Source organism: Sedimentibacter sp., assembly GCF_033447055.1.
Lineage (GTDB): Bacteria > Bacillota > Clostridia > Tissierellales > Sedimentibacteraceae > Sedimentibacter.
Genome location: NZ_JAWQJF010000009.1, coordinates 1 through 23,805, shown reverse-complemented (window position 1 = coordinate 23,805; position 23,805 = coordinate 1). Strand labels below are relative to the sequence as shown.

25 protein-coding genes are annotated in these 23,805 nt (G+C 32.7%); 20 read left to right on the top strand and 5 right to left on the bottom strand.

Annotated elements, in window-relative coordinates:
• The first annotated feature begins 44 nt into the window (after window positions 1-44).
• The 4 genes from SA378_RS00815 (at window position 45) to SA378_RS00800 (ending at window position 4,536) form a co-directional block, all read left to right on the top strand.
• Window positions 45-1,037: a DUF4474 domain-containing protein gene (locus SA378_RS00815; protein ID WP_318524097.1), complete on the top strand. Its 993-nt coding sequence runs from the start codon at window positions 45-47 to the stop codon at window positions 1,035-1,037.
• A gap of 105 nt (window positions 1,038-1,142) precedes the next feature.
• Entirely contained in the window at window positions 1,143-2,036 is an 894-nt protein-coding gene (locus tag SA378_RS00810; protein ID WP_318524096.1) for a metallophosphoesterase, read from the top strand.
• A 166-nt stretch (window positions 2,037-2,202) separates the two neighbouring features.
• Window positions 2,203-3,492 carry a DEAD/DEAH box helicase gene (locus SA378_RS00805; RefSeq protein WP_318524095.1) on the top strand — a complete coding sequence of 430 codons (1,290 nt, stop codon included), beginning with the start codon at window positions 2,203-2,205 and terminating at the stop codon, window positions 3,490-3,492.
• Between the two features lie 180 nt (window positions 3,493-3,672).
• A complete protein-coding gene (locus SA378_RS00800) occupies window positions 3,673-4,536 on the top strand; it encodes a radical SAM protein (RefSeq protein WP_318524094.1) in 864 nt (287 codons plus the stop codon).
• Window positions 4,537-4,556: 20 nt separating this feature from the next.
• Here SA378_RS00800 and SA378_RS00795 read toward each other — a convergent pair whose 3' ends face one another.
• From SA378_RS00795 to SA378_RS00785, 3 genes are all read right to left on the bottom strand, one after another.
• Complete coding sequence (locus tag SA378_RS00795) at window positions 4,557-5,489, bottom strand: DMT family transporter (RefSeq protein ID WP_318524093.1); 933 nt, start codon at window positions 5,487-5,489, stop codon at window positions 4,557-4,559.
• 135 nt (window positions 5,490-5,624) lie between these two features.
• The gene (locus tag SA378_RS00790; protein WP_318524092.1) at window positions 5,625-5,765 is read right to left on the bottom strand and encodes a YvrJ family protein; all 141 of its coding nucleotides are present in this window, start codon (window positions 5,763-5,765) and stop codon (window positions 5,625-5,627) included.
• A gap of 4 nt (window positions 5,766-5,769) precedes the next feature.
• The gene (locus SA378_RS00785; protein ID WP_318524091.1) at window positions 5,770-6,348 is read right to left on the bottom strand and encodes a sigma-70 family RNA polymerase sigma factor; all 579 of its coding nucleotides are present in this window, start codon (window positions 6,346-6,348) and stop codon (window positions 5,770-5,772) included.
• A 161-nt stretch (window positions 6,349-6,509) separates the two neighbouring features.
• On the opposite strand from SA378_RS00785, the gene SA378_RS00780 reads away from it, so the two are divergent.
• The 12 genes from SA378_RS00780 (at window position 6,510) to mce (ending at window position 17,863) form a co-directional block, all read left to right on the top strand.
• Window positions 6,510-6,977 (top strand): competence protein ComK, encoded by a 468-nt coding sequence (locus SA378_RS00780; protein ID WP_318524090.1) that lies wholly within the window; start codon window positions 6,510-6,512, stop codon window positions 6,975-6,977.
• Window positions 6,978-7,123: 146 nt separating this feature from the next.
• Complete coding sequence (gene yabP / locus SA378_RS00775; protein WP_318524089.1) at window positions 7,124-7,396, top strand: sporulation protein YabP; 273 nt, start codon at window positions 7,124-7,126, stop codon at window positions 7,394-7,396.
• 6 nt (window positions 7,397-7,402) lie between these two features.
• Window positions 7,403-7,972 carry a spore cortex biosynthesis protein YabQ gene (yabQ, locus tag SA378_RS00770; RefSeq protein ID WP_318524088.1) on the top strand — a complete coding sequence of 190 codons (570 nt, stop codon included), beginning with the start codon at window positions 7,403-7,405 and terminating at the stop codon, window positions 7,970-7,972.
• A complete protein-coding gene (locus SA378_RS00765) occupies window positions 7,965-8,423 on the top strand; it encodes an FtsB family cell division protein (protein WP_318524087.1) in 459 nt (152 codons plus the stop codon). The genes yabQ and SA378_RS00765 overlap by 8 nt, the downstream gene beginning before the upstream one ends.
• Window positions 8,424-8,506: 83 nt before the next feature.
• Window positions 8,507-10,051 (top strand): SpoIIE family protein phosphatase, encoded by a 1,545-nt coding sequence (locus SA378_RS00760; protein ID WP_318524086.1) that lies wholly within the window; start codon window positions 8,507-8,509, stop codon window positions 10,049-10,051.
• A 173-nt stretch (window positions 10,052-10,224) separates the two neighbouring features.
• Entirely contained in the window at window positions 10,225-11,610 is a 1,386-nt protein-coding gene (tilS, locus tag SA378_RS00755; RefSeq protein WP_318524085.1) for a tRNA lysidine(34) synthetase TilS, read from the top strand.
• Window positions 11,603-12,142, top strand: coding sequence for a hypoxanthine phosphoribosyltransferase (gene hpt / locus SA378_RS00750; protein WP_318524084.1), 540 nt, complete (start codon window positions 11,603-11,605; stop codon window positions 12,140-12,142). The genes tilS and hpt overlap by 8 nt, the downstream gene beginning before the upstream one ends.
• 103 nt (window positions 12,143-12,245) lie before the next feature.
• Entirely contained in the window at window positions 12,246-14,057 is a 1,812-nt protein-coding gene (gene ftsH, locus SA378_RS00745) for an ATP-dependent zinc metalloprotease FtsH (RefSeq protein ID WP_318524107.1), read from the top strand.
• 299 nt (window positions 14,058-14,356) lie between these two features.
• On the top strand, window positions 14,357-16,036 hold the full coding sequence (locus tag SA378_RS00740; protein WP_318524083.1) for a methylmalonyl-CoA mutase family protein: 1,680 nt from the start codon (window positions 14,357-14,359) through the stop codon (window positions 16,034-16,036).
• Between the two features lie 13 nt (window positions 16,037-16,049).
• Window positions 16,050-16,445, top strand: coding sequence for a cobalamin B12-binding domain-containing protein (locus SA378_RS00735; RefSeq protein WP_318524082.1), 396 nt, complete (start codon window positions 16,050-16,052; stop codon window positions 16,443-16,445).
• Between the two features lie 21 nt (window positions 16,446-16,466).
• The gene (gene meaB / locus SA378_RS00730) at window positions 16,467-17,402 is read left to right on the top strand and encodes a methylmalonyl Co-A mutase-associated GTPase MeaB (RefSeq protein ID WP_318524081.1); all 936 of its coding nucleotides are present in this window, start codon (window positions 16,467-16,469) and stop codon (window positions 17,400-17,402) included.
• A 56-nt stretch (window positions 17,403-17,458) separates the two neighbouring features.
• A complete protein-coding gene (gene mce / locus SA378_RS00725) occupies window positions 17,459-17,863 on the top strand; it encodes a methylmalonyl-CoA epimerase (protein ID WP_318524080.1) in 405 nt (134 codons plus the stop codon).
• A gap of 129 nt (window positions 17,864-17,992) precedes the next feature.
• On the opposite strand, the gene SA378_RS00720 is transcribed toward mce, so the two are convergent.
• Complete coding sequence (locus SA378_RS00720; protein ID WP_318524079.1) at window positions 17,993-18,385, bottom strand: DUF1573 domain-containing protein; 393 nt, start codon at window positions 18,383-18,385, stop codon at window positions 17,993-17,995.
• A 230-nt stretch (window positions 18,386-18,615) separates the two neighbouring features.
• Here SA378_RS00720 and SA378_RS00715 point away from each other — a divergent pair, with 230 nt between their 5' ends.
• From SA378_RS00715 to SA378_RS00700, 4 genes are all read left to right on the top strand, one after another.
• On the top strand, window positions 18,616-19,053 hold the full coding sequence (locus SA378_RS00715) for a protease complex subunit PrcB family protein (RefSeq protein ID WP_318524078.1): 438 nt from the start codon (window positions 18,616-18,618) through the stop codon (window positions 19,051-19,053).
• Between the two features lie 384 nt (window positions 19,054-19,437).
• The gene (gene ftsE, locus SA378_RS00710) at window positions 19,438-20,133 is read left to right on the top strand and encodes a cell division ATP-binding protein FtsE (RefSeq protein WP_318524077.1); all 696 of its coding nucleotides are present in this window, start codon (window positions 19,438-19,440) and stop codon (window positions 20,131-20,133) included.
• Window positions 20,114-21,019, top strand: coding sequence for a permease-like cell division protein FtsX (gene ftsX / locus SA378_RS00705; RefSeq protein WP_318524076.1), 906 nt, complete (start codon window positions 20,114-20,116; stop codon window positions 21,017-21,019). Before ftsE ends, ftsX begins: the two co-directional genes overlap by 20 nt.
• A gap of 9 nt (window positions 21,020-21,028) precedes the next feature.
• Window positions 21,029-22,153, top strand: coding sequence for a murein hydrolase activator EnvC family protein (locus SA378_RS00700; RefSeq protein ID WP_318524075.1), 1,125 nt, complete (start codon window positions 21,029-21,031; stop codon window positions 22,151-22,153).
• Window positions 22,154-22,226: 73 nt separating this feature from the next.
• Here the strand turns inward: SA378_RS00700 and SA378_RS00695 are convergent, their stop codons facing one another.
• Window positions 22,227-23,783, bottom strand: coding sequence for an ATP-dependent metallopeptidase FtsH/Yme1/Tma family protein (locus SA378_RS00695; protein WP_318524074.1), 1,557 nt, complete (start codon window positions 23,781-23,783; stop codon window positions 22,227-22,229).
• Window positions 23,784-23,805 lie beyond the last annotated feature (22 nt).

Here is a 23,805-nt window from a genome sequence, read left to right as displayed (position 1 = left end):
CATAAAATCTCACTCTGAATATAATGAATTAACGGGGTGAGATTATGTATAATTTTTTATTGAATTTCTCGAGTCAATCAATTTTTCAGGAAGATGAATATGCAATATTTGTGCTTATTCTTGCAGTTTTAGGCACTACAATAATTATGCTTTTTCCTAAATTATATCAGGGAATTAAAGTTTTTTTAAAAAATTTATCTTTGCATCACATAGATGATAATGAACAAATGACAGATTATTCAATAGATGAGTTTTTAGATAATCTTGGTTATTCCTATGATGAATATCAAGATATATTTTTTTCTAAATTAAATGCATGGCAAAGAGAAATGGGGTATTGCCGTCTTTATGATGAAGCAGCAGCTCCTTTATCAATGATAATAGATTGTGAGCCTATTTATTTTGAATATGACAACAAGAAGTGGCTTATTGAATTTTGGAAAGGTCAATATGGAATGACAACAGGATGTGAAGTAGGTGTTTATGTTTCAAACGGACCTGATTTGCACACGGATTTTTTCAATGGCACCTTTTATGAAAGTGTTGGGGATGAAGATCTTTTGAACATGTCATTTATCCTTGAAAAGAATGGAGAAGTATTGTTTGAAAGAAATGATTTGCATTGGTGGTTAACAGGATTTAAACTTGGTGAATTTTCATATCCCCATGAATTAACTGTTTATTTAAAAATCAGATTTAATAACAAATTAATGAGAGATGAATTTATTAAAGGGTTAAAAACAACTGGATATTTAGATGAAGAAATATTTGTTGTTAGAAATACTGTAAAAATAATATTTGACCGACCTAGAACGACTCAGCCTTTTACTAGAAGCGAAATAACGGACAGTATCATGCAGATTAACAATAAAGAACTGTGTGACAAATATGAATCCATAACAAAGGATTATGATAATTTTCCGGATAAGATAAATGCTGTAAGAAAATTAAATCCGGATTTATTTGAAGAAATTTTAATGATAGGAAAAAGTAAATCATTATTCGAATCCTTTCTCGATATTGAAAAATATTTATAGAAGAAATATTATATAAAGGCAGGGAAATTTAATACCTGCCTTTTTAGCACTTGTAAGCAAGTTTTGGAATATTCTAATACAAAATATATTATTGGAAGTGTTAGAATGAGCTTAAAGAGTGTAACAGGTGTTTACGAGTCAGCAGAAAGAATTTTTTTTGATGATTCCTCAAAATTTATTTTAATGAGCGATTGCCACAGGGGTGATGGGGGAATGTCTGATTCGTTTTCTAAAAACCAAAATATTTTTTTTGCAGCATTAACATATTACTATACGCATAATTATACTTATATTGAACTTGGAGACGGAGATGAATTGTGGGAAAATAAACATATGCAAGACATTATTAATGAGCACAGCGATATATTTTGGATTCTAAAAAAATTTCACAGGAGAAAAAAGTTTTACATGATTTACGGCAACCATGATATGGTTAAAAAAAATTTAAAATATGTAAGAAAAAATTTATTTCAACAATTCAGCGAACGTGAAGAAAAATTTATTCCGTTGTTTAAAAATATAACGATACATGAAGGATTAGTTTTGAAGCATAAAGATACAGGAATGGAGATTTTACTTATTCATGGACATCAAGTGGATTTTTTAAATAGCAGGATATGGAGGCTGGCGAGATTTCTTGTCAGGTATTTTTGGCGGCCTTTAGAGACATTTGGTGTTAATGATGTTACAAGAACAGCAAAAAATTACAAGAAGAAAAATTCAGTTGCAAAAAAACTTACTCAATGGACAATAAATATGAATAAAATACTTATTGCAGGACATACACACAAACCAATGTTTCCTAATGAAAAAGAGCCTCCATATTTTAATGATGGAAGCTGTGTTCATCCACGCTGCATAACAGGAATTGAAATATCCGAAGGAAAAATAATGCTTATTAAATGGAGCGTTAAAACTAACAATTTAAAACAGTTGTACATATGCCGCGATATACTTGCAGGACCGAGAAAATTAACTGATGTCCGGCAGACTGTATAACACAATTTCAAGCGCAATTTTTATTGTCCTCAGCGAGCTGATAAATGTATTGCTTTTTTAGTTTCGATAAGGTATTATGGTATATAAAATAAAATAGATTCTGAAATATGTATAAATTGAGTTGCTTTGACGTGCTTTGGAAAAAGAAAAGAGAAAAAATTAAAATATGAAATTTGAAAATTTAAATGTAATTGAACCAATCTTAAGAGCCTTAAAGGATGAAGGTTATGAATGCCCTTCTCCGATACAGGAACAAGCTATCCCGTCAGTGCTTGATGGCAGAGATTTGCTTGGATGTGCACAAACAGGCACAGGAAAAACGGCGGCATTTGCTGTACCAATCATACAAACTATATATGGTCAAAAAAACAAAGAATCCCGCAGACACATACAATCCTTAATATTAACTCCAACAAGAGAACTTGCAGTGCAAATAGAAGAAAGCTTTAGATCTTATGGACGATATACAAATTTGAAATATCTAGCTATATACGGCGGTGTTTCACAAAATCCTCAAACACAGTCTTTAAGAAGAGGTGTTGATGTATTAATAGCTACGCCTGGAAGACTTATGGATTTAATCAATCAAAGACAAGTAAATTTGCAAAATGTAAAAATGTTTGCTCTTGATGAAGCTGACCGTATGCTTGATATGGGATTTATCCATGATGTGAAAAAAATTATTTCATATATTCCGCAAGAAAGACAAACATTGTTTTTTTCTGCTACAATGCCGAAAGAAATATCAGAGCTTGTAAATACAATTTTAGTGAATCCTGTTAAAGTTGCAGTTACTCCAGTGTCATCTACTGTGGATATTATAGACCAATATGTTTATTTTGTGGATAAAAATAATAAGAAAAAATTACTTGTTGATTTGCTTAAAAATAAAGATATATCATCAGCATTGGTATTTACACGCACTAAACATGATGCAGATAAAGTAGTGAAGGATCTTTTGACGTATAAAGTAAAAGCCATGGCAATACATGGAGACAAGTCTCAAAGCGCAAGACAGCAAGCTTTGAATTATTTTAAAAATGGAGAAATAAGGGTTCTTGTAGCTACTGATATTGCGGCAAGAGGTATTGATATAAATGAATTATCTCATGTAATTAATTATAATTTACCTAATATGCCTGAAACTTATGTTCACAGAATCGGACGTACAGGAAGAGCAGGACTTGGGGGAACGGCAGTTTCCTTCTGCGAATATGAAGAAAAACCATTTTTAAGAGATATACAAAAATTAATTAAAAAATCAATTAAAGTAGTAGAGGAACATCCATATCCTATGTTGATTACGACTGTTGATCCAAAAGCGGAAAAGCCACAAAGAAAACAAAGAATTGAAAGATTTGAAACTGAATTTGTTAAGAGTAAGAAAAATACTTCTAAAAGTTCTTCTTACAGAGGAACTGCTAATAAACCAAGCTCTAAAAAAGCATATATTTAAATTTTTGTATTATAGAAAAAGTAAATCTGGTCATAATAAGTATGTCTTAAGTAAATAGTCAATCTCTTAAAAAATTGTTCCTTTATTGTAGGGACAATTTTTTATTTGAAAAACTTAACACATAGTATATAATAATTGTAAGAAAAAGGATTCACATATAACAACATAAGGAGAAAAACAATGTATTCAACACCGCTCTACAGGCCGCCAAGTGAAGCAAGGAGCCTTATTATACAAGTTACTGAGGGCTGTTCACACAACAAGTGCAGATTTTGCTACATGTACAAATGCAAACAGTTTAGAATAAAATCAAAAGAAGAAATTATCGAGCATATAAATTGGCTTAAGCAATATGATAAAAATCCTGAAAGAATTTTTCTGGCAGATGGAAATGTTTTGTGTTTAAAAACAGAAAAGATTCTTGATTTACTAAACTACATAAAAACTGAATTTCCAGCTGCCAAAAGAATAAGTTCTTATTCGGGGCCTTTAGATATTTTAAGAAAATCAGATGAAGAATTAAGAGCTATAAGAAAAGCAGGTATAGAGCTTTTGTACATGGGTGTTGAAAGTGGTTCTGATAATATATTAGCACTCATGCTAAAAGGAGTAAATCAGGCGCAAATGATAGAAGCAGGACAAAAAGCTATACGAGCAGGTTTTAAATTGTCGTGCATGATTATTTCAGGTCTTGGGGGAACTGAGTATATGCATGAGCATGCAGTTGAATCAGCAAAGGTAATTTCAGCAATTAATCCCCATTATTTTTCACTTTTAAGATTAGTGGTAGAAGAGGAATCGGAACTTGCAGACGATATTAAAGAGGGAAAGCTACATTTGCTCACCCCTCTTGAAGTGCTTGATGAAAATATTATTATGCTGGAAAATATGGAACTTAATAACTGCATATTCAGGGCAAACCATGTTTCAAACCATGTAAATCAAGCTGGTACCTTGAATCAGGATAAAGATATTCTTGTAGCTAAATTGAAAAAATTAAGAGACAGCGGCGATTTCATACCAATGGAATATGACACGTTATAAATGCACTTGAGTTTTTTTAATTAATCCGCTTTCGCAACTTTGCTTTTGCCAAAGTTTTCAGTCTGAGTTATCAGCATTCCTACCATCATCAGTGCACATCCCAAATAACCTCTTAATGGAAGTGTTTCTGAAAGCAGTAAGATTCCGCCTATTGCTGCAAATACAGCCTCCATGCTTAATGCTATTGCTGCATGGGATGGTTTAGCATGTTTTTGTCCGATAGCTTGCAGTGTGTAAGCAACTCCTGCCGACATAATACCACCATAGAGTATTGGGATTATAGCGTTTGATATTCCAGCAATATTAACATCTTCAATTATAAATGCAGTTATAAGACTGAAAATTGAGCAAGTGGCAAATTGAATGCTTGATAGTTTTATAGCATCAACATTTTTGACGAATTTATCAATCAGTTGTATATGAATTGCCCAGAAAAAAGCTCCTATTATTTCTAAAAAATCTCCAAATTCAATGGTAAGGCTTTCGTTTATGCTTAAGAAATAAAGACCAACAACTGCAGTTAAAGCTCCAATCCATGTTGTTATGTGGGTTTTTTGCTTCAGAAAAATTCCTAAAATAGGAACAAGAACTATGTACAAACTTGTAATGAATCCTGCTTTACCGGCAGTAGTGTAAATTAGACCTATCTGCTGAAGGGATGCTGCTATAAATAAGATACTTCCAGCGATAACACCCGATTTAATTGTAGTTTTTAAATTTGCTTTTTGTTCGCTTTCTTCATTTTCTATAATTTCATCTTTTTTCTCATTGTTCTTTTTGTTGAAAAAATAAATAACCGGAAGCAAAGACATACTGCCTAATGCAAATCTTACTCCGTTAAATGTAAATGCACCTACATGCTGCATTCCAACTCTTTGAGCAACAAATGCAAATCCCCATATTGCTGCAGTCAAAAGCAAAATAAATACTGATTTTACTTCTTTTGTTTTCATATAAATCCCCCACCATCAATTTCTAATTATTGTCTTAAATCAACATCATTACAGCAATATTGTAACATACAGTGTGCACAATTGTCACTATCATTTTGTTCGTTTTAATGTAGGGGACGCGTAGTCCCCTTTTTGCTACATACTTTTTATAGCGGTTGTAAGCTCATGAATTGATTCTGTCAATTGTGTGAGCTTTGATTCTATGCGAACAAGCAAATATGCTGTTACAGCTATAGGAAATCCAAAGTTTCCTACAAGATTAAGCAAATCTTCCATTTTCTCACCCCTTGCTTCGCATCAGATTTTTTATTTTTTTTATTGCAGTGTATTTTGTTCCAATGACAGTTCGGTATGATATATTTAAATTTTTTGATATTTCACCCAATGTCAGTCGTTTATAGTAATATAAATACAGTATTTCTTGTTGTTTTACTGATAGTTTTTCAATAGCTGATAAAAGTTCAGTTATTTCTTCTTTATAAACAATGAATTCAAGTAAGTTGAATTTGTCGCTTAATATTTTTTCGAATTCTAAGCTTTTGTCACTGAATTCTTTTGATATGCTTAATAAGGTTCTATCTTTTTTTGTTTTTCTGAAATAATTCTTATAATAATAAATAAGTTTTATTTTAGCGTAATACAGAAAATGAACACCGCGGCTTTTGTCAAAAGTTTTCAAAGATTCTAAAATTACAATATATCCTTCCTGAACTAAGTCATCTACTATTGGATCATTTATATCCCAATATTTGTATATATTTCTATAAATCAAGGGAACTAACTTGTTTAATAAAATTTCTTGATAATTCTTGTCCCCATTTAATGACTGCTGAATAATATAATTGATATCAGAGTCCATTTTTTTTCACACCTTTTGCATGAGTTTATACAATTATAATGAAAATCATTACAATTGTAAAAGAGGCAATTGTGAGTTAAAAAGCGGCGAAATGATAAAATTTCTTGGAACTTTATTTGTGTAAATTCCAACGTAAATTTAAATAAAAGGAAATGAAATAAATGAAAAATGATTTAAAATTCAATGTAGTTGAAGCCATGTTGCCTGTATATGTCAAAGAACAAGGAAACAGTACGGAAATTATAACTTCAGAGTGTTCATTTATTAGAAATGCAACAATTGAAACTTGTATTAAAAACATGGCTGATTATTATAATTTAAGCTTATATCATAACAGGTTGAATTATGGCGAAGAATTAGGTATAACTAACAAAGTTCCCATTGCAATTAATGAGAATTTGGTTTTTATTTATATTAATGTGAGAGAGCCTCTGTTTAAACACGATGCTGCATATGGAGTTATTGATGTAAATGCAATCGAGCAGGTATTTTTAAAGGCGGGTAATGCAGCTATACTCACAAAGTCAGGCAGAATTATCACAACGAGGCAGAGTATAAAATCCGTCAAAAAAAGCATGCTTAATGGAAGATTAGCAAAAGATATTTACAAAGAAAAACACAAAAAGTAAGCAGATGTCCCCAAAAGTTTTTCAATACTAAAGGATTTGCGATTATAAGCAAATCCTTTTGCCTCAGACAGTATTATTCATATTTGCTGATGAAATTCATATAATTTATTAATAGATTACGGATGTTATCCAATCAGGAGGGAATTATGGATGAAAAAAATGTTCAAAGCTTATTGCTTGAAAATAAAGAATTACTAAATGTAACAGGTGTGGAAGGCGTAGATAATTTTAATGATGCAACTGTAGTGCTTATTACAAACAAAGGTAGACTCACCATAAAGGGAGAAAAACTCACCATAAGCAAGTTAAATGTAGATGAAGGAAAGCTTATTGTAAAAGGTGTTATCAATTCTTTGTTGTATTCTGAATATGAAGGCCAAAAGGAAAAAATAAGTTTGGTAAAAAAACTTTTTAAGTAGGTTCATATGGATTTCTTACCTTACTCTCAAGAATATATGCTTGCAGTATCGATTATGGGAGGAATGCTTCTCGGATTTGTTTGGGACATATATCGCCTTGTAAGACATTATGTTAAAATGGGCACAATTGGCATTGCATTAGGGGATTTAATTTATTGGATTATAAGCATTTATTTTAGCATTCAACTGATACTCGACATAAGCTACGGTAATGTCAGGATGTTTATTTTAATGGGTTTTATGCTGGGTGCTTTTTTGTATTTCTATGGTTTAAGTAGCTATTTTTTAAAGGTATTCATCCGTATCATTGATTTAATATTAAAAGTTGTAAAAAAGATTATTTTTTTCTTAATTGAACCGATAAAATATATTATAGAATTATTAAAAGGTATATTGTATCCTTTGAAATTAAAATACGATAAATTGCGAAATAAAGCAAAAAAAAGGTACAAATTTTTTAAATTTAGGCTAAAAAAGGTTTCCAAAAATAGAAAATTGATATATAATAAAAATAAAAGCAAGAGACGGAAAAATGGCAAAAACAAAGGAAGAAAGGAGCAAAAACTAATTGGATGAAGAACAAAAAATCATAGAATTAAAGAAAAAAATAAATCATGATGACTTCAGAAGACAGGAAAAAGAAATTAAAGATCAAACAAGACAAAAAAAGTTTGCTGCTCCAATAAAGAAGAAAAGAAAATTAAACATTATTAATTTTATTTTCGTTATATTTGTTTTTTATTTTGCGTACACAGCTTTTAACCAATATCAAATGCTTAATGAATTAAATAATGAAATTGATGAAAAAATGTTAGTTAAGGCTGAAGTGGAAAAACAAGTCACGGAACTAAAGGATGATGTTGAAAAAATGAATGATGAGGATGCTCTTTTTGAACTAGTTGAGAAGATTGCCCGGGATCAATATAAAATGGTAAAGCCTAATGAAACTATCTACATAGACAAAAATAAAAACGATAATAAGTTAATACAAGGTATCGGTTTTGAAGAAGAATTGCAAAATGAATAAATTTTGATTTTAAAAGCATATTTTGACAGTATTTTACAATCAGTTTCTGCTACTATATTCTTATGAATTGAGAGGTGGGAAATATGATTGGAAAAACTAACGAAAAAAAGTATGATTTGAGTTTTTTAGAAAATATTTTTAATAATGAAATTAAACACGTCAAGGAAAATTGGTTTTTATTTTTGGTGTGTTTTTTCATTTCCAGGCAAAATATTATAGATGAAATATTTCCGTTTGCTATTGTAGTGTTATGCTCGTATTCCAACATAAAGGGAAGTTCTTTGTTAATGCTTGGGACAACCATCTTAGCAATTTTGTCTGTACGTTTTGATTTTGTTTATATTATAATGTTAATCGCAGTATATGCATATTTCTTTAATTTCAGGAATGAAGATAAAAAACCTATTATGCTAATTGCCTTCTATGCCGGCGCAGTATTGTTTGTTTCTAAAACAACAATTCTCGTGGCAGATGGATTTAACATAAATGGATTAGTGCTTAATTTTTTTGAAACTTTATTTGTTTTTAGTGCAATTGTTTTGATTAATGAAATTGTACGAAGTTTAAGCAATATTAAAAAAGTTGCTAAAAATAAAAATATTCACAGATTTAAAAGACATATGGCTAAAGATGAAATCAGTGAAAGTCTAGATTCAGAATTTGCTTCAGCAATTTCAGATGATAAACGGTTAAGTAGTGTTGTTGACTTCAATAAGGCAAAATTTATCAATATATTTTCCGAAAAAGCAAAAGCTAAAATTAAGGAACAGTTGCTTTGGCAAAACATTAATGTTAAGTTTTTTGAAGTTGTTTCTTCAAACAAGAATACAATTGTTTTAAGCGTTACAGTAAAAACAGAAAAGTCATCAGACGAAGCTGAATCTGCAATTGAATTAATTGCAAGAAATGTTTGCGGTGTGAAACTCAGGTGCACTGAAAGAGTTATTGCTTCGCCTAATTATTATGTGCTGAAATTTAAAAATATAAAAAGAATTAAAATAAGAACTTACAGTGCTACGGCTATAAAGGATGGGAGTGCAGTTTCAGGCGATAGTTTCGCTTACGCCGGAAGGGCGGACAGGTATTATACAGTTCTTTGCGATGGAATAGGTTCCGGTCAGGAAGCTTTCAATGAAAGCAATGGTGCTGTTGATCTTTTGTCGAAATTTTTATATACCGACTTTTCTGAAGAGCAGATTTTAAGAACGTTAAATTCTATTTTAATGCTTAAATTTGAAGATGAACATTTTGTAACGTTTGATTTGAGCATAATTGATTATGGAACTAAGGCAGTAAGATTCTACAAGGCTGGTGCTGCACCAACATATATCGTGAGCAGCAAAAATGTTGAAAAATTATCCGGTAAAAGTCTTCCGATGGGTATTCTTGATAATTTTGAGTACAGTTCGTTTAAAAAGGAAATTAAAATTGGTGATATCATTGTTATGGTGTCTGATGGTATTATTGACTCTATAAATATGGATTCAAAGAAATCCCTTGACAAATATTTGGAATTGATAGCACATAAGGATCCACAAACGATAGCAAATTCGGTATTAAGTTATGCACTCAGAGGTCAGAATACAATAATTGATGATATGACAGTGCTTGTTACTAAAATAGGATAATAATTTAATGCTTAAAGATGAGGTCTTTTAGGATGGTGAAAGCTTATGTTGCTGTCATCCTGAGCGTAGCGAAGGATCTCATCTTTTTTGCAAAATTTAAAATAATAAAAAAATAGTTTATATTTTCAAATTTTATGGTATAATCTATGCTATGCAAATAAACGAGGAACACTATGTATAATTTGGTTAAAAAAAATATATTGGATAAGAATTTAATAAAATATGGAGATAACGTATTAATCGGTTTATCAGGCGGTCCTGATTCTGTTTTCTTGTTTCACAACTTAAGAATATTAAAGGAAAGCTTAAGTTTTAATTTGTATGCTTCACATATAAACCATATGTACAGAGGGAAGGATGCACAGCATGATGAAGATTTTGTTCGTAGACTCTGTAGTGAATATGGCATAAAAATTTTTGTAAAGCGCAAAAATGCTACTGAGTATGCTCAGGAACTTAAGGTAACCGAAGAAGAAGCAGGAAGAATTTTAAGATATAATTTTTTTAGGGAAAATTTAAAGGAAGTTGGCGGAGGCAAAATTGCAATCGCCCACAATTTAAACGATCAGGCTGAAACAGTTCTGCAAAGAATTATAAGAGGCAGCGGCATTGACGGTCTAAGTGCTATGTCATTTGTTAAGGAAGATATAATTAGACCGATGCTCAGTGTTTCGAGAACAGAAATAGAGAAATACCTCAAAGATAACAATTATGAATCTTGCCTTGATATAACAAACACTCAGGCTATTTACGGCAGAAATAAAATAAGACTGAATTTAATACCATATCTGGAGAAGAATTTTAATCCTAATATCCAAAACTCATTGTACAGAATGTCCGAAACAATGGAAAGAGACAAAAAAATCATAGAAAAATACGTTGAATTAAAATTTAATGAAGTGCTGCTAGAAAGAGATCAAAATAAAGTCGTATTGGATTTGAATAAATTAAAGCAAATGGATGACGGCGAAACAGGCAGGATTATTAGGCGTTCCATTGAACAATTAAAAGGAAATACAGTCAATATTGAAATGAAACATATTAATTATGCAATTGATTTTATTAAAACGGGCAAGACGGGCAAAAAAATTAATTTGTCCGAGGGTTTTACAATTGACATAAGCTATGATAATTTTATAGTCAATAAAATTGTTGAAAGTATTCCAAAGTTTAAATATAACATTGTGTTGGGAACAGCTGTAAATATTACAGAAGTCGGTAAAATTTTGACTTGTAAAGTTATGGACATTTCTGAAGTTGATATAACGGATACAAACAGCATTAACTTGGATTATGATTTAATAAAAGGAAATCTTATTGTTAGAAATAGAATAGCAGGGGATTTTATGATTCCGTGTGGGAACACAGGAAGTAAAAAAATTAAGGATATTTTCATAGATATGAAAGTACCGGCAGAAGAAAGAGACAGTAAACTTATAATTGCGGATGATGATAACATATTATGGCTTGAGGGCTTCAGAATCCACAACAGTTACAAAGTGTCATCTTCAACGATAAAAATATTAAACTTTACTTTAAGGAGGAGCACTAATGAATAGTGATATTAAAAGTGTACTAATTGCGGAGGATGTATTGCAAGCCAAGATTGCCGAGCTTGGTGCTAAAATTACGGAGGAATATAGGGGAAAGGATTTGCTTTTAGTTTGCGTATTAAAAGGTGCGGTAATTTTTGTAAGTGATTTGATGAGACATATAGATTTACCTTTAGATATTGATTTTATGGCAATTTCCAGTTATGGCTCCAACACGCAATCTTCCGGAGTTGTAAGAATACTTAAAGATTTAAATGCATCAATTGAAGGAAGGCATGTGCTTATAGTTGAAGACATAATTGATTCAGGGTTGACATTGTCATACTTGGCTGAGAACTTGAAGTCAAGAGGTCCTAAATCTGTAGAAATTTGTACAATACTCGACAAGCCGGACAGAAGAACAGCTCAATTGGATATTAAATACACAGGCTTTCAGGTTCCAGATGAATTTGTTGTTGGATATGGACTTGATTATGCTGAGAAATACAGGAATCTGCCTTACATAGCAATTTTGAAGGAAGAAATATATTCTAACTAAAAATAATGAACACAAAATAATTGTAATACACTGCATTTTATGATACAATTTTACTATTAAGTGTAGTCTTTAGACAAAGAGGAGGCTTTAATTGAAAGGATTTATGAAAAGCATTGCTATGTATATTCTTATATTTGTTGTAATAATATTGTTGGTGCAAAGTATGGTCGAGCCAGCAGAAGATGTGCAAAATATAAGTTATAGCGAGCTTATAATTCAGATACAAAATGACAATATAAAATCACTGTCCTTTACAGAAAGCGAAGTTAACGGTATTTACAAGGATGACACAGAATTTACTTCTTATGTGCCAACTGTATTTTTGTTTTCTTCAAGCTTTTATGATAAATATCTATCTGAAAAGGTTGAAACCGGTGAAATAGTTTTAAATGGTGAACCAATACCAGCTACTCCATTGTGGGTTCAGGCGTTACCTACAATAGGAATGCTTATTCTTTTAGGTGTGCTGTGGTATGTTTTTATGAAACAATCACAGGGTGGGGGTACAGGCAAGGCCATGTCCTTTGGAAAGAGCAGAGCTAAAATGGTCAAGGATGATGATCCAAGCAAAAAAATTAGTTTTGCTGATGTGGCTGGTCTTGATGAGGAAAAAGAAGAACTTAGCGAAATAGTTGATTTTCTTAAAAATCCTGGTAAATTTGTAAGACTTGGAGCTCGTATACCAAAAGGTGTTCTTTTGGTGGGACCTCCTGGAACAGGAAAAACATACTTGTCAAAATCAGTGTCAGGAGAAGCTGGAGTACCTTTTTTCAGCATAAGCGGTTCTGACTTTGTTGAAATGTTTGTAGGTGTGGGAGCATCAAGAGTAAGGGATTTATTTGATCAGGCAAAGAAAAATTCCCCATGCATAGTATTTATAGATGAAATAGATGCAGTTGGAAGAAGAAGAGGCGCCGGAATGGGCGGCGGCAACGATGAAAGAGAACAGACATTAAATCAGTTATTGGTTGAAATGGATGGTTTCGCAGGTAATGAAGGAATAATCATCATAGCTGCAACAAACAGACCTGACATTCTTGACCCTGCTTTAATGAGACCGGGTAGATTTGACAGACAAGTTCGTGTTGGACTTCCTGATGTAAAAGCAAGAGAAGAAATATTAAAAATTCATGTTAGAAAAAAACCATTAGCAGATGATATAAACTTAGAGATTGTTGCAAAGCGTACCCCTGGGTTTACACCGGCAGATCTTGAAAATGCAATGAATGAAGCAGCTTTATTGACTGCAAGGCACAATAAAACATTGATAACAATGGATATTATTGAAGAAGCTATAACTAAAGTAATAGCAGGCCCTGAAAAGAGAAGCAAGGTAATAAGCGAAAATGAGAAAAAGCTCACAGCTTATCACGAAGCGGGTCATGCAGTTGTAGCAAGACTTTCATCAAATAAAGATCCAGTTCATATGATTACAATAATTCCTAGAGGAGGAGCCGGCGGGTTCACAATGTATTTGCCCGAAGAAGACAGATCTTACTCTTCTAAAACTGAAATGGAAGAAAATATTGTAAGGTTGCTTGGTGGAAGGGTAGCTGAGAAATTAGCATTAGATGATATATCAACCGGAGCATCGAATGATATTGAGAGAGCTACAAAAATTGCGAGAGCAATGGTAACAACTTTTGGTATGAGTGATGAACTTGGACCGGTGGCTTACGGTACTAATGATGATGAAGTATTTTTAGGAAGAGATTTCAACAAAATTAGAAATTACAGTGAAGAAATTGCCGCAAAGATTGATAATGAGATGCGTAGAATAATTGATGACGCATATAATAAAACTGAAACTTTGTTAAGTGAAAATATGGAAAAACTAGATAGAGTTGCTCAGGCATTGCTTGAAAAAGAAACAATTTCAGGTAAAGAATTCGAATTGTTGTTCGAAGGAGTTTAATAACGAAGTTAAGAATTAAAAGATAAAATTAAGATGAGATTCTTTGCTGGTGCTTAGGATGACATTAGTGCATTCATGTCATTCTGAAGCCGCAGTTTAAAGAATCTCATTTTTGTTGTTTGCGTTTAAGAAACATTATTTTAATTGTAACAATTATAATACTCTGATTAAAATTAAAGTAATCGAATTTTGCAAGATATAAATAGACGCATTCATTTTAGTTAAACTATTGCAAATTGAAAGAATTTAGATTAATATTAAATGTATGATTTGATTAAGTGAAACATATGGAGGTAAGCATGTTTTGTGAAGAAGAACTTTCTAAGATAAAGAAGACAAGAGAAAATTGGGAAGAAAAGTTATTAAATAAAACTCTGGAAAAAACACCTGAAAGCAAAATAGAATTTAAATCTGTTTCAGGAGCTGTAGTTGAAAGATTATACACTCCGGAAGATGTGGCAGATATTGATTATGAAACTGAAATTGGTTATCCCGGACAATATCCTTTTACAAGAGGATGCCAGCCTACCATGTACAGAGGGAAAAACTGGACAATGAGAATGTATGCAGGTTTTGCAACTGCAGAAGAATCAAATGAAAGATATAAATATCTTGTAAACCAAGGTTCTACGGGTTTATCAGTAGCATTTGATTTGCCCACACAAATAGGATATGATTCTGACAATCCTATTTCTCAGGGAGAAGTAGGTAAAGTTGGTGTTGCCATCGACTCATTAAAGGATATGGAAATATTATTTGGTGGTATACCTTTGGACAAAGTAAGTACATCAATGACAATTAATGCTCCTGCAGCGGTTCTTTTGGCTATGTATATAGCTGTTGCTGAAAAACAGGGAGTATCTGCAGATAAATTGCGAGGTACTATCCAAAATGACATATTGAAAGAATATATAGCAAGAGGAACATACATATATCCAACAGAACCATCAATGAGGCTTATTACTGATATATTTGCATATTGCTCAAAAGAAGTTCCAAAATGGAACACCATAAGCATTTCAGGATATCACATAAGAGAGGCAGGGTCTACTGCAGCTCAGGAAGTTGGATTTACTCTTGCTGATGGCATTGCATATGTAGAAGCTGCCATAAGTGCAGGGCTTGATGTTGATACATTTGCACCAAGACTTTCTTTCTTCTTCAATGCACACAATGATTTGTTTGAAGAAGTTGCAAAATTCAGAGCAGCAAGAAGGCTTTGGGCAAAAATTATGAAGGAAAGATTTAATGCAAAAAATGAAAAATCAATGATGTTGAAATTTCATACTCAAACTGCAGGATGCACTTTGACGGCACAACAACCTGACAACAACATTATCAGGGTTGCTATGCAGGCATTGTCTGCAGTATTAGGGGGAACTCAATCATTGCACACAAATTCCAGAGATGAAGCGTTGGCTCTTCCTACCCAAGATTCAGTTACAATTGCTCTAAGAACACAGCAAATTATTGCCAATGAAACTGGTGTTACTAACACGATTGATCCATTAGCAGGTTCGTATTTTGTTGAAGCTAAAACAAAAGAAATTGAAGATAAAGCTATGGAATATATAACGAAAATAGATGAGCTTGGTGGAGCTGCAAGAGCAATAGACCTAGGCTACATTCAAAAGGAAATTTCAGATTCAGCATACAAATATCAGATGGAAATTGAATCTCTTGATAGAATAGTTGTTGGAGTCAACAAGTATCAAGTTAAGGAAGAATCTCCGAAAGGACTTTTGAAAGTTGACCCTATTGTCGGTGAAATGCAAAAGAAAAAAATTCAAGATGTAAAAGCATCAAGAAATAATGAGGCTGTAGAAGAAAAACTTGAAGCATTGAAAGAAGCTTGTGAAGGTACTGAGAATGTAATGCCGCATATATTAGCAGCAGTAAAGGAATATGCTACGCTGGGAGAAATATGTGATATTATGAGGGAAGTGTTCGGAGAATATGAGCAAGCAGTACTGCTTTAATCAGGAGGAGAAAATGAGTAGGACAATTAGAGTTTTAGTAGCTAAACCAGGTCTTGATGGCCATGACAGAGGAGCAAAACTAATAGCAAGAGCACTTAGAGATGCAGGTATGGAAGTTATATATACAGGATTAAGACAGACTCCTGAGCAAATAGTTGCAGCAGCTATTCAAGAGGATGTAGATGTCATAGGTATGAGTTTGTTGTCAGGAGCACATAATTACTTGTTTCCAAGGGTTGTTGAACTTTTAAAAGAACAAGGTGTTGATGACATACTTATTATTGGTGGAGGGGTTATTCCTGATGATGATATTCCGGCTTTAAAACAATCGGGAATTGCAGAAATATTTACACCGGGAACTACAACAACTCAAATGATTGATTACATAAATAAAAATGTAAAAGAATAACGGATACAATAGGAGAACAAAATGGAATTAGTTCAGCGAATGCTTGCCGGTGACAAAAGAGCATGTGCCAAGCTTATAACCGCAGTAGAAAACAATTCTGAAGAAGCTGAAAAAATACTAAGGGAAATACATCGATATACAGGAAATGCCCATGTAATAGGAATAACCGGACCACCGGGAGCAGGGAAAAGCACTTTGACCGACAAAATTGTAAAATTTCTCATTAATGAAGGAAAAAAAGTTGGAATAATTGCTGTTGATCCGACCAGTCCATATTCAGGGGGTTCCATACTTGGTGACAGAATACGAATGCAGGATTTAGCTCTAAATCCAAATGTCTTCATAAGAAGCATGGGTACTAGAGGCTATTTGGGAGGACTTTCTAAATTTACAAAGAATGCTCTTAAAATACTTGATGCAGCAGGATATGATTATATAATTATTGAAACTGTGGGAGTTGGACAATCGGAAGTAGATATTATTAAAACTGCTGATACTATTTTAATGGTAATGGTACCGGGCTTGGGTGATGATATTCAGTCTATAAAGGCTGGCATTATGGAAATCGGGGATATTTTTGTAATAAACAAAAGCGATTTGTTTGGAGCGGACCGAACAGCAACAGAAGTGAATATGATGCTGGATTTAAATATGGCTGTGGAAAGAAGACCTCCGGTTTTAAAAGTAGTTGCTGTTAAAAATGAAGGAATCGATAATTTGGTTTTAGAAATAAAAAATCATATAGATTATCTAAAGACAAGTGGCAAATTTGAAGAAAGACGAAAAAATAATTTAAAAATTGAAGTAGTTGAACTCATTGAAGCTGAGCTCAGAAAAATTGTTATATCACACACTGACAAAGAAAATAAACTGGATAGCAAAGTAAATGAAATAATAAATAAAGAAAAAAATATCTACGAAGTAAGAGATGAATTTTTAAATGCAATCAAAAATTAAAGAAAAAGCTGGGACCGTCCCCAAAGCAGCTGTTTCGTTTGAAAAAGGAGAGTAAAATGGTTAATAAAATAGATCATATTGGAATTGCAGTAAAAAATCTAGATGATGCCGTAAATTTTTATGAAAATATTCTTGGAGTAAAATCTGCTGGAACTGAAATAGTTCAAGAGCAAAAAGTAAAGGTTGCATTTTTGCCGATTGGAGATTCAGAAGTTGAATTGTTGGAATCTACTGAAGAAGATGGTGCAATCGCAAAATTCATTGCTAAGAATGGCGAAGGTGTTCAGCATATAGCGTACAGGGTTGATGATATTGAAGCAGCAATTGCAGAAATGAAAGAAAAAGGTATAAGAATGATTGATGAAAAACCTCGTTATGGTGCTGGTGGAGCAAAAATAGCTTTTTGCCATCCAAAAAGTACGTTTGGAGTTCTTATAGAACTAACACAAAGAGAGCAATAATAATTAATATAATGAAGCGCTTAGGTATTTCTAAGCGCTTCATTGGTGATAAAGTATAAATTAAGACGCTGTCATTCTGAGACTAGACGTAAGAATCTCTTTATTATTCATTGTTCGTTGATATTTATACTAAAGAAGGTTGTATATTCCCAATGTTTTCAAGTGGTCCAATTTTTTAGACATGATGTCGTTGAAATTAAGACCTAAAGCCTCGCACATCGACACTAGATAAAATAAAAGTTCGCCCATTTCTTCTTCGATTTTATCCTGACATTTAGGACACAATTCACCCTCTATATGATTATCTAAGTCTAGTTGATTTTCCTCCAGCGTTTTATTTTGTGAATATAGTTGTTTTGTAGCATGTATTTCAATACAACCGCAATGTGTTGCAGATTTTAATACAGCTCTGTTAAGCATAGATGTTTGTTCATCAAGTTTTGTTACAATATCTAATATGCTTTTGTTCAATAACTGCAAATTAGCTGTTAAATTTTGAAATTCATTACAATCACAAGACATATTTTCAACCCCTTTCTTAAAACAGAAATTTACCAAATTTTTTGCTTGTTTTACAAAAAACCTATCCTAGCGTTTCGTCCGGCTAGTTACTATACTAAAATTATACTTAAAGACAAGCTGAGTTGTCAAATACTTTATTCTCACATTTTGTAAACAAACTATTGCCTATTTAGCATAAATTTTAAACGATAGAATAAAATATAAGGAAGTATATATTTAGGGGGATGTTTATGAAAAGGATTATAACCATAGTTGCGATTGTTGTATTTATAGCTGCTCTTTTGTTTTTTTTCAGATACCTAAGAGGGAAGGATGCGCAAAACGTGAGTTTTGAGAGTATTGAACCTGAGAATATACCAGAACAGATAAGTGAAGTTTTACCGAATTACAGAATGAAAGAAAAAGCTCTTGTGTGCAGAGTTAATGATGATGTCTATGTTGTGGTAACAAGAGGAGAGAAAAATACTGCAGGATATGAAGTGGAAATTGACAAACTGACTCTAAGCAATGTTGATGGTGAAAATGTATTGACTGTATATGCTGAGTACACTGATCCTAAACCAGGGGACGTAACAGCACAAATTTTAACATATCCATTTAAAGTTGTAAAAACAGAAATGAAAGAATTGCCACAGAAAGTTGTTTTGGAAAAAGAATATACACACTAATCAATTGTTAATTAAGAGTGTATAATTAATAATTTATTATTCAATTAAAACATGAGATTCTTTAGCCTGTACCATAAGAATCTCATTTTTTTATATAATTATTATATAAAAAACGAGGATTGCAAAGGACGGGACGTCCTTGCCGTTAAGGGGGGGGCTCAGTTAAAACGCGTATGCGTTTTAACGCCGAAGGGGGACATAGGTCCCCATAGCGGAGTTGCGGAGCAACTTTTTTGTATGAAATATTTATTTAAAATGTTAATTATTTTTGTTAAAACCAAAAATAAACATTTCATTTTGTATGAAAATAAAGTAAAATAGAATAGTAATAGTTGTAATTTTGTCAAAATGTGTTATATAATAGTATGTGCAAGAGGTGGTACGGTGATAGAATTCAATAATGTTTCAAAAATATATAAAAAAGAATTTACAGCAGTTAAGAATATTAACTTTAAAATAGATAATGGTGAATTTATATTTATAGTTGGCAAGAGTGGTGCTGGCAAGAGTACTTTGATAAAATTATTATTAAGAGAGATAAATCCAAGTGAAGGTATTATTTTATACAATGGTCAGGATATAACAAAAATAAGAAAAAGAAATGTTGCTGAATACAGACGCAAAATTGGTTTTATTTTTCAGGATTATAGACTCCTTCCGAAAATGACGGTTTATGAAAATATAGCATTTGCAATGGAGATGATATGCTGTACTTCAAAAAACATCAGAAGAGAAGTGCCACTGGTACTTAGTATGGTAGGTTTAAGCGACAAAGCGAAACATTATCCGGACGAGTTGTCCGGGGGTGAACAGCAAAGAGTTGCAATAGCACGAGCTGTTATAAATAAACCTGAAACAATAATTGCGGACGAGCCTACGGGTAATTTGGATCCTGATACATCGAAAGAGGTTATGAAAATCCTCACTGAAGTTAATAAAAGAGGGACAACAGTTATAATGGCAACTCATGACAGGGAAATAGTAAATCTCTATCAAAAAAGAGTTATTGAACTTAAATCAGGTGCCATTATCAGAGATATTAAAGCAGGGGGATACATAAATGAACCCAAAAAAATTTAATTATATATTTAGACAAGCTTTTAAAAGCATGTGGAGAAATCGAATGATGGGACTTGCATCAGTAGGCTCTGTAACAGCGGTTTTAATAATACTTGGTTTTGTACTTGTCATAGTATTGAATGTAAATAATGTAGCGCTGGTAACTAAAGAATCATTTGATGAAATTGCAGTCTTCATTAAGGATGATGTTGATGAAAATCAAATAGATGAAATGGGCAAGTCGTTTGGGGAAATTGATGGTGTTTTAGGTGTAGCATTTCAAACAAAAGACTATGCTCTTGACAAATTAAAAGAAGACTGGGGAGAGGATGCATTCCTCTTGGAAGGATTAAGATTTAATCCGCTACCAAACACATATATTGTACAGCTTGAGGATGTAAGCATGTCTGAAGCTGTTATTGAGAAGTTGGAAACATTTGAAGGTGTAGAAAATGTCAAGTATTATAAGGATGCTGTAAACAGTTTAATAAAAATTGCGGATTTTGTTAAAAAACTTGGAGCAGGTTTAATAATTGTACTTTTGCTTATAAGCGTATTTATTATTTCTAACACTATTAAAATTACTGTATTGAACAGACATAGTGAAATAGAGCTCATGCAGTATATTGGTGCAACAAATGGATATGTAAGAGGACCATTTATGGTTGAGGGCGTTATGCTTGGGCTTATTGGATCTGTTATAGCCATTTTAATAATTGCAATTGGTTACAATTATATTATTAATTATATTGCAGGCCGTTATGTAGCATTACTGTCAGGTATATCCGGATACTTGATTGGTGTGGAAATGGTGCTTAGTGATCTTGTAATAATATTTTTAACTATAGGAATAGGCATTGGGTTATTAGGAAGTTTGGTTTCATTGAAAAAATTCTTGAGTGTATAGGGGTGTGTTATGTTTAGAAAAAGTATTGCTTTTATTCTGCTAATGATAACTGCTTTAAGTGTCTTCCCTTCAGCTGCAGGCGGAAGTATTGCAGATTTGCAGTATAAACAACAACAAATTGAAAAACAAATCAGTGAATTTCGCAAACAAGCAGATGCTCTTAAAGGTCAAAAGAAAACCGTGCAACAAGAACTTGATATTTTGGACGGTGAAATTAGAGCTTTAAATTTAGAAGCCGACAGTTATGAACTCGAGAAGCAAGAAATTGCTATGAAAATTGCAGAATCGGAACAGAAGATAGATGAACTTAATACAGAAATTGAAAATAACAATGAAATATTGGAAGAAAGATTAAGAGTAATGTATGAAAATGGTTCTTCAGGATACATGGAAGTAGTATTGAATTCTGAAAATATTGTGGATGCATTGACAAGAATGGACATGATTCAGTTAATAGTTAAAAGTGATGTTGATTTATTGAAAAGCATAACAGAGCAAAAAGCAGAAATTGAAGAACTTAAATTAAGTCAGGAAACTGAAAGACTGGAATTAACTGCAGTAATAAATAATTTGGCCGCTAAACAAAATGAAGTAACTGTTGCTTCTCGTTCAAAAGAATCGTATATGTCAAGTATACAAAGTGACATAAACGAAATTCAAAGACAGCAAGCTGAGATGGATGCTCAGTCAGCTAAAATTGAAAAAGCAATACTGGAAGCGCAGCGTGCTGTCGAATATGCAGGCGGAGAAATGGCGTGGCCGGTTCCGGGAAATTACAGAATTACATCTCCTTTTGGAGGCAGATATGATCCAATATCAGGTGTTTGGTCACAGCATGGGGGCGTTGATATAGCTGCTCCATACGGCAGTTCGATTGTATCTACAAATGATGGAGTGGTGATTTTTGCAGGATGGCATTATTCTTATGGAAATTACATAATTGTTGATCACGGTGGTGGAATTGCAACTCTTTACGCTCACAGTTCAAGACTTTTGGCCAGCAAAGGACAAGCAGTTTCAAGAGGTGAAACAATAGCATTAATAGGTTCAACTGGTTATTCTACCGGGAACCACTTACATTTTGAAGTCAGAGTTAACGGCGTAAGAGTACAGCCGATGGACTACTTAAAATAAACCAACCAACCGGGGACGGACCTTTTTGAGACTAGCAGTCTCAAAAAGGTCCGTTCCCGGTTGGGTTTTTGGTTTATATAAGCACCTTCTTTTTTTTTATGTCCATCAGTTCATCTAATTGTTCTGCGTTCATTGTTTCGTTTTTAATTAAATATTCAGCTATTTTTTCTACGACTGTTTCATTTTCTTTAATGATGTTCAAGGCTTTGTCATAAGCTTCCTTTACCATTTCGGCAGCTTCATCTTTTATGCTTTCAAGATAGTATTTAAAGAATCGTTCATCTATACATGTATTTTGTGTGTTTTTACCCATGCCGTAGCTGCAGATTATTTCATATACTATGTTGGTGGATTCTTTAATATCGTTTGAAGCACCTGTGGAAACTTCTCCTATAAATATTTCTTCAGAGGCTCTGCCTGCCAAAAGCACTATAACTTTATCGCAAAGTTCCTTTTTTGTATATAAGTATTTATCTTCTGTTGGAAATTTCAACACGTATCCTAAAGCTTTATCTCTTGGAATTATGGATATTTTTTGCACTTTATCTATGTTAAGTATCTTAGCTGCAACGGCATGACCTGATTCGTGGTAAGCAACAATTCTTTTTTCTTTTTCTGAAACTGTTGAGTGCTTTATTTCAAGTCCTGCAGCAACTTTTTCTATAGCAAATTCGAAATTTTCATTGTTTATTTTCTTGGCTTTGTCTTTTATGGCCTTTAAGGCTGCTTCGTTCGCAATATTTGCAAGCTGGGCTCCTGAAAATCCATGTGTTTTTGTAGCTATGTCCTTTAGAAGTACTTTTTTATCCAATGGTTTATTTTTAGTATGAACTTCTAATATTTTTAAGCGTGAATAAAAGTTGGGGTTTCCAACATATATTTTTCTGTCAAAACGTCCCGGTCTGAGCAATGCTTCATCTAACAAATCCATTCTGTTAGTTGCAGCAACTACAATTACGTTGCTGACATTGTTGAAACCATCTAATTCAATTAAAAGCTGATTTAAAGTTTGATCCTTTTCATTGTTGCTTTCAGAATTTCTTTTTGCTCCAAGCGCATCTATTTCATCTATGAAAATTATGCTGGGGGCCTCTTTTCGTGCCCTTTCAAAAATCATTCTCACTCTTTTTGCACCAACACCCACATATTTTTCAACAAATTCTGATCCGCTCGAATATATAAATGTAGCCCTGGCTTCACCGGCTATTGCTTTTGCAATAAGAGTTTTTCCTGTTCCGGGCGGGCCATAAAGAAGTATTCCCCTTGGAACTCTTGCATCCATCAATCTATATTTATCCTCATTGTTTAAAAAATCAATTACATCCAACAAATCTTCTTTAATTTCATCTAATCCTGCCACATCGTCAAAACCGGTTTGTATTTTTGGTTCTTCGGTTTTTTTCTTCTCAAAATAGGATGTTGAAGATACGGTTTCTTCTGATTTTTCTAAAAATCTTTCCGAACTGCTGTCATTTTTCTTGTTTGATTTTGACATTGATTTTATCATAAACCCTGCATATAACATAATTGGTATCAAAAAAATTGAAGCAATAGAATATCTGTTTGATAATATTACAATAATAATATATATAATAAAGGGAATTGCTAAATAAAAAAATTTATTTTTCATTTTACCTCCTCGAGCTTTTATT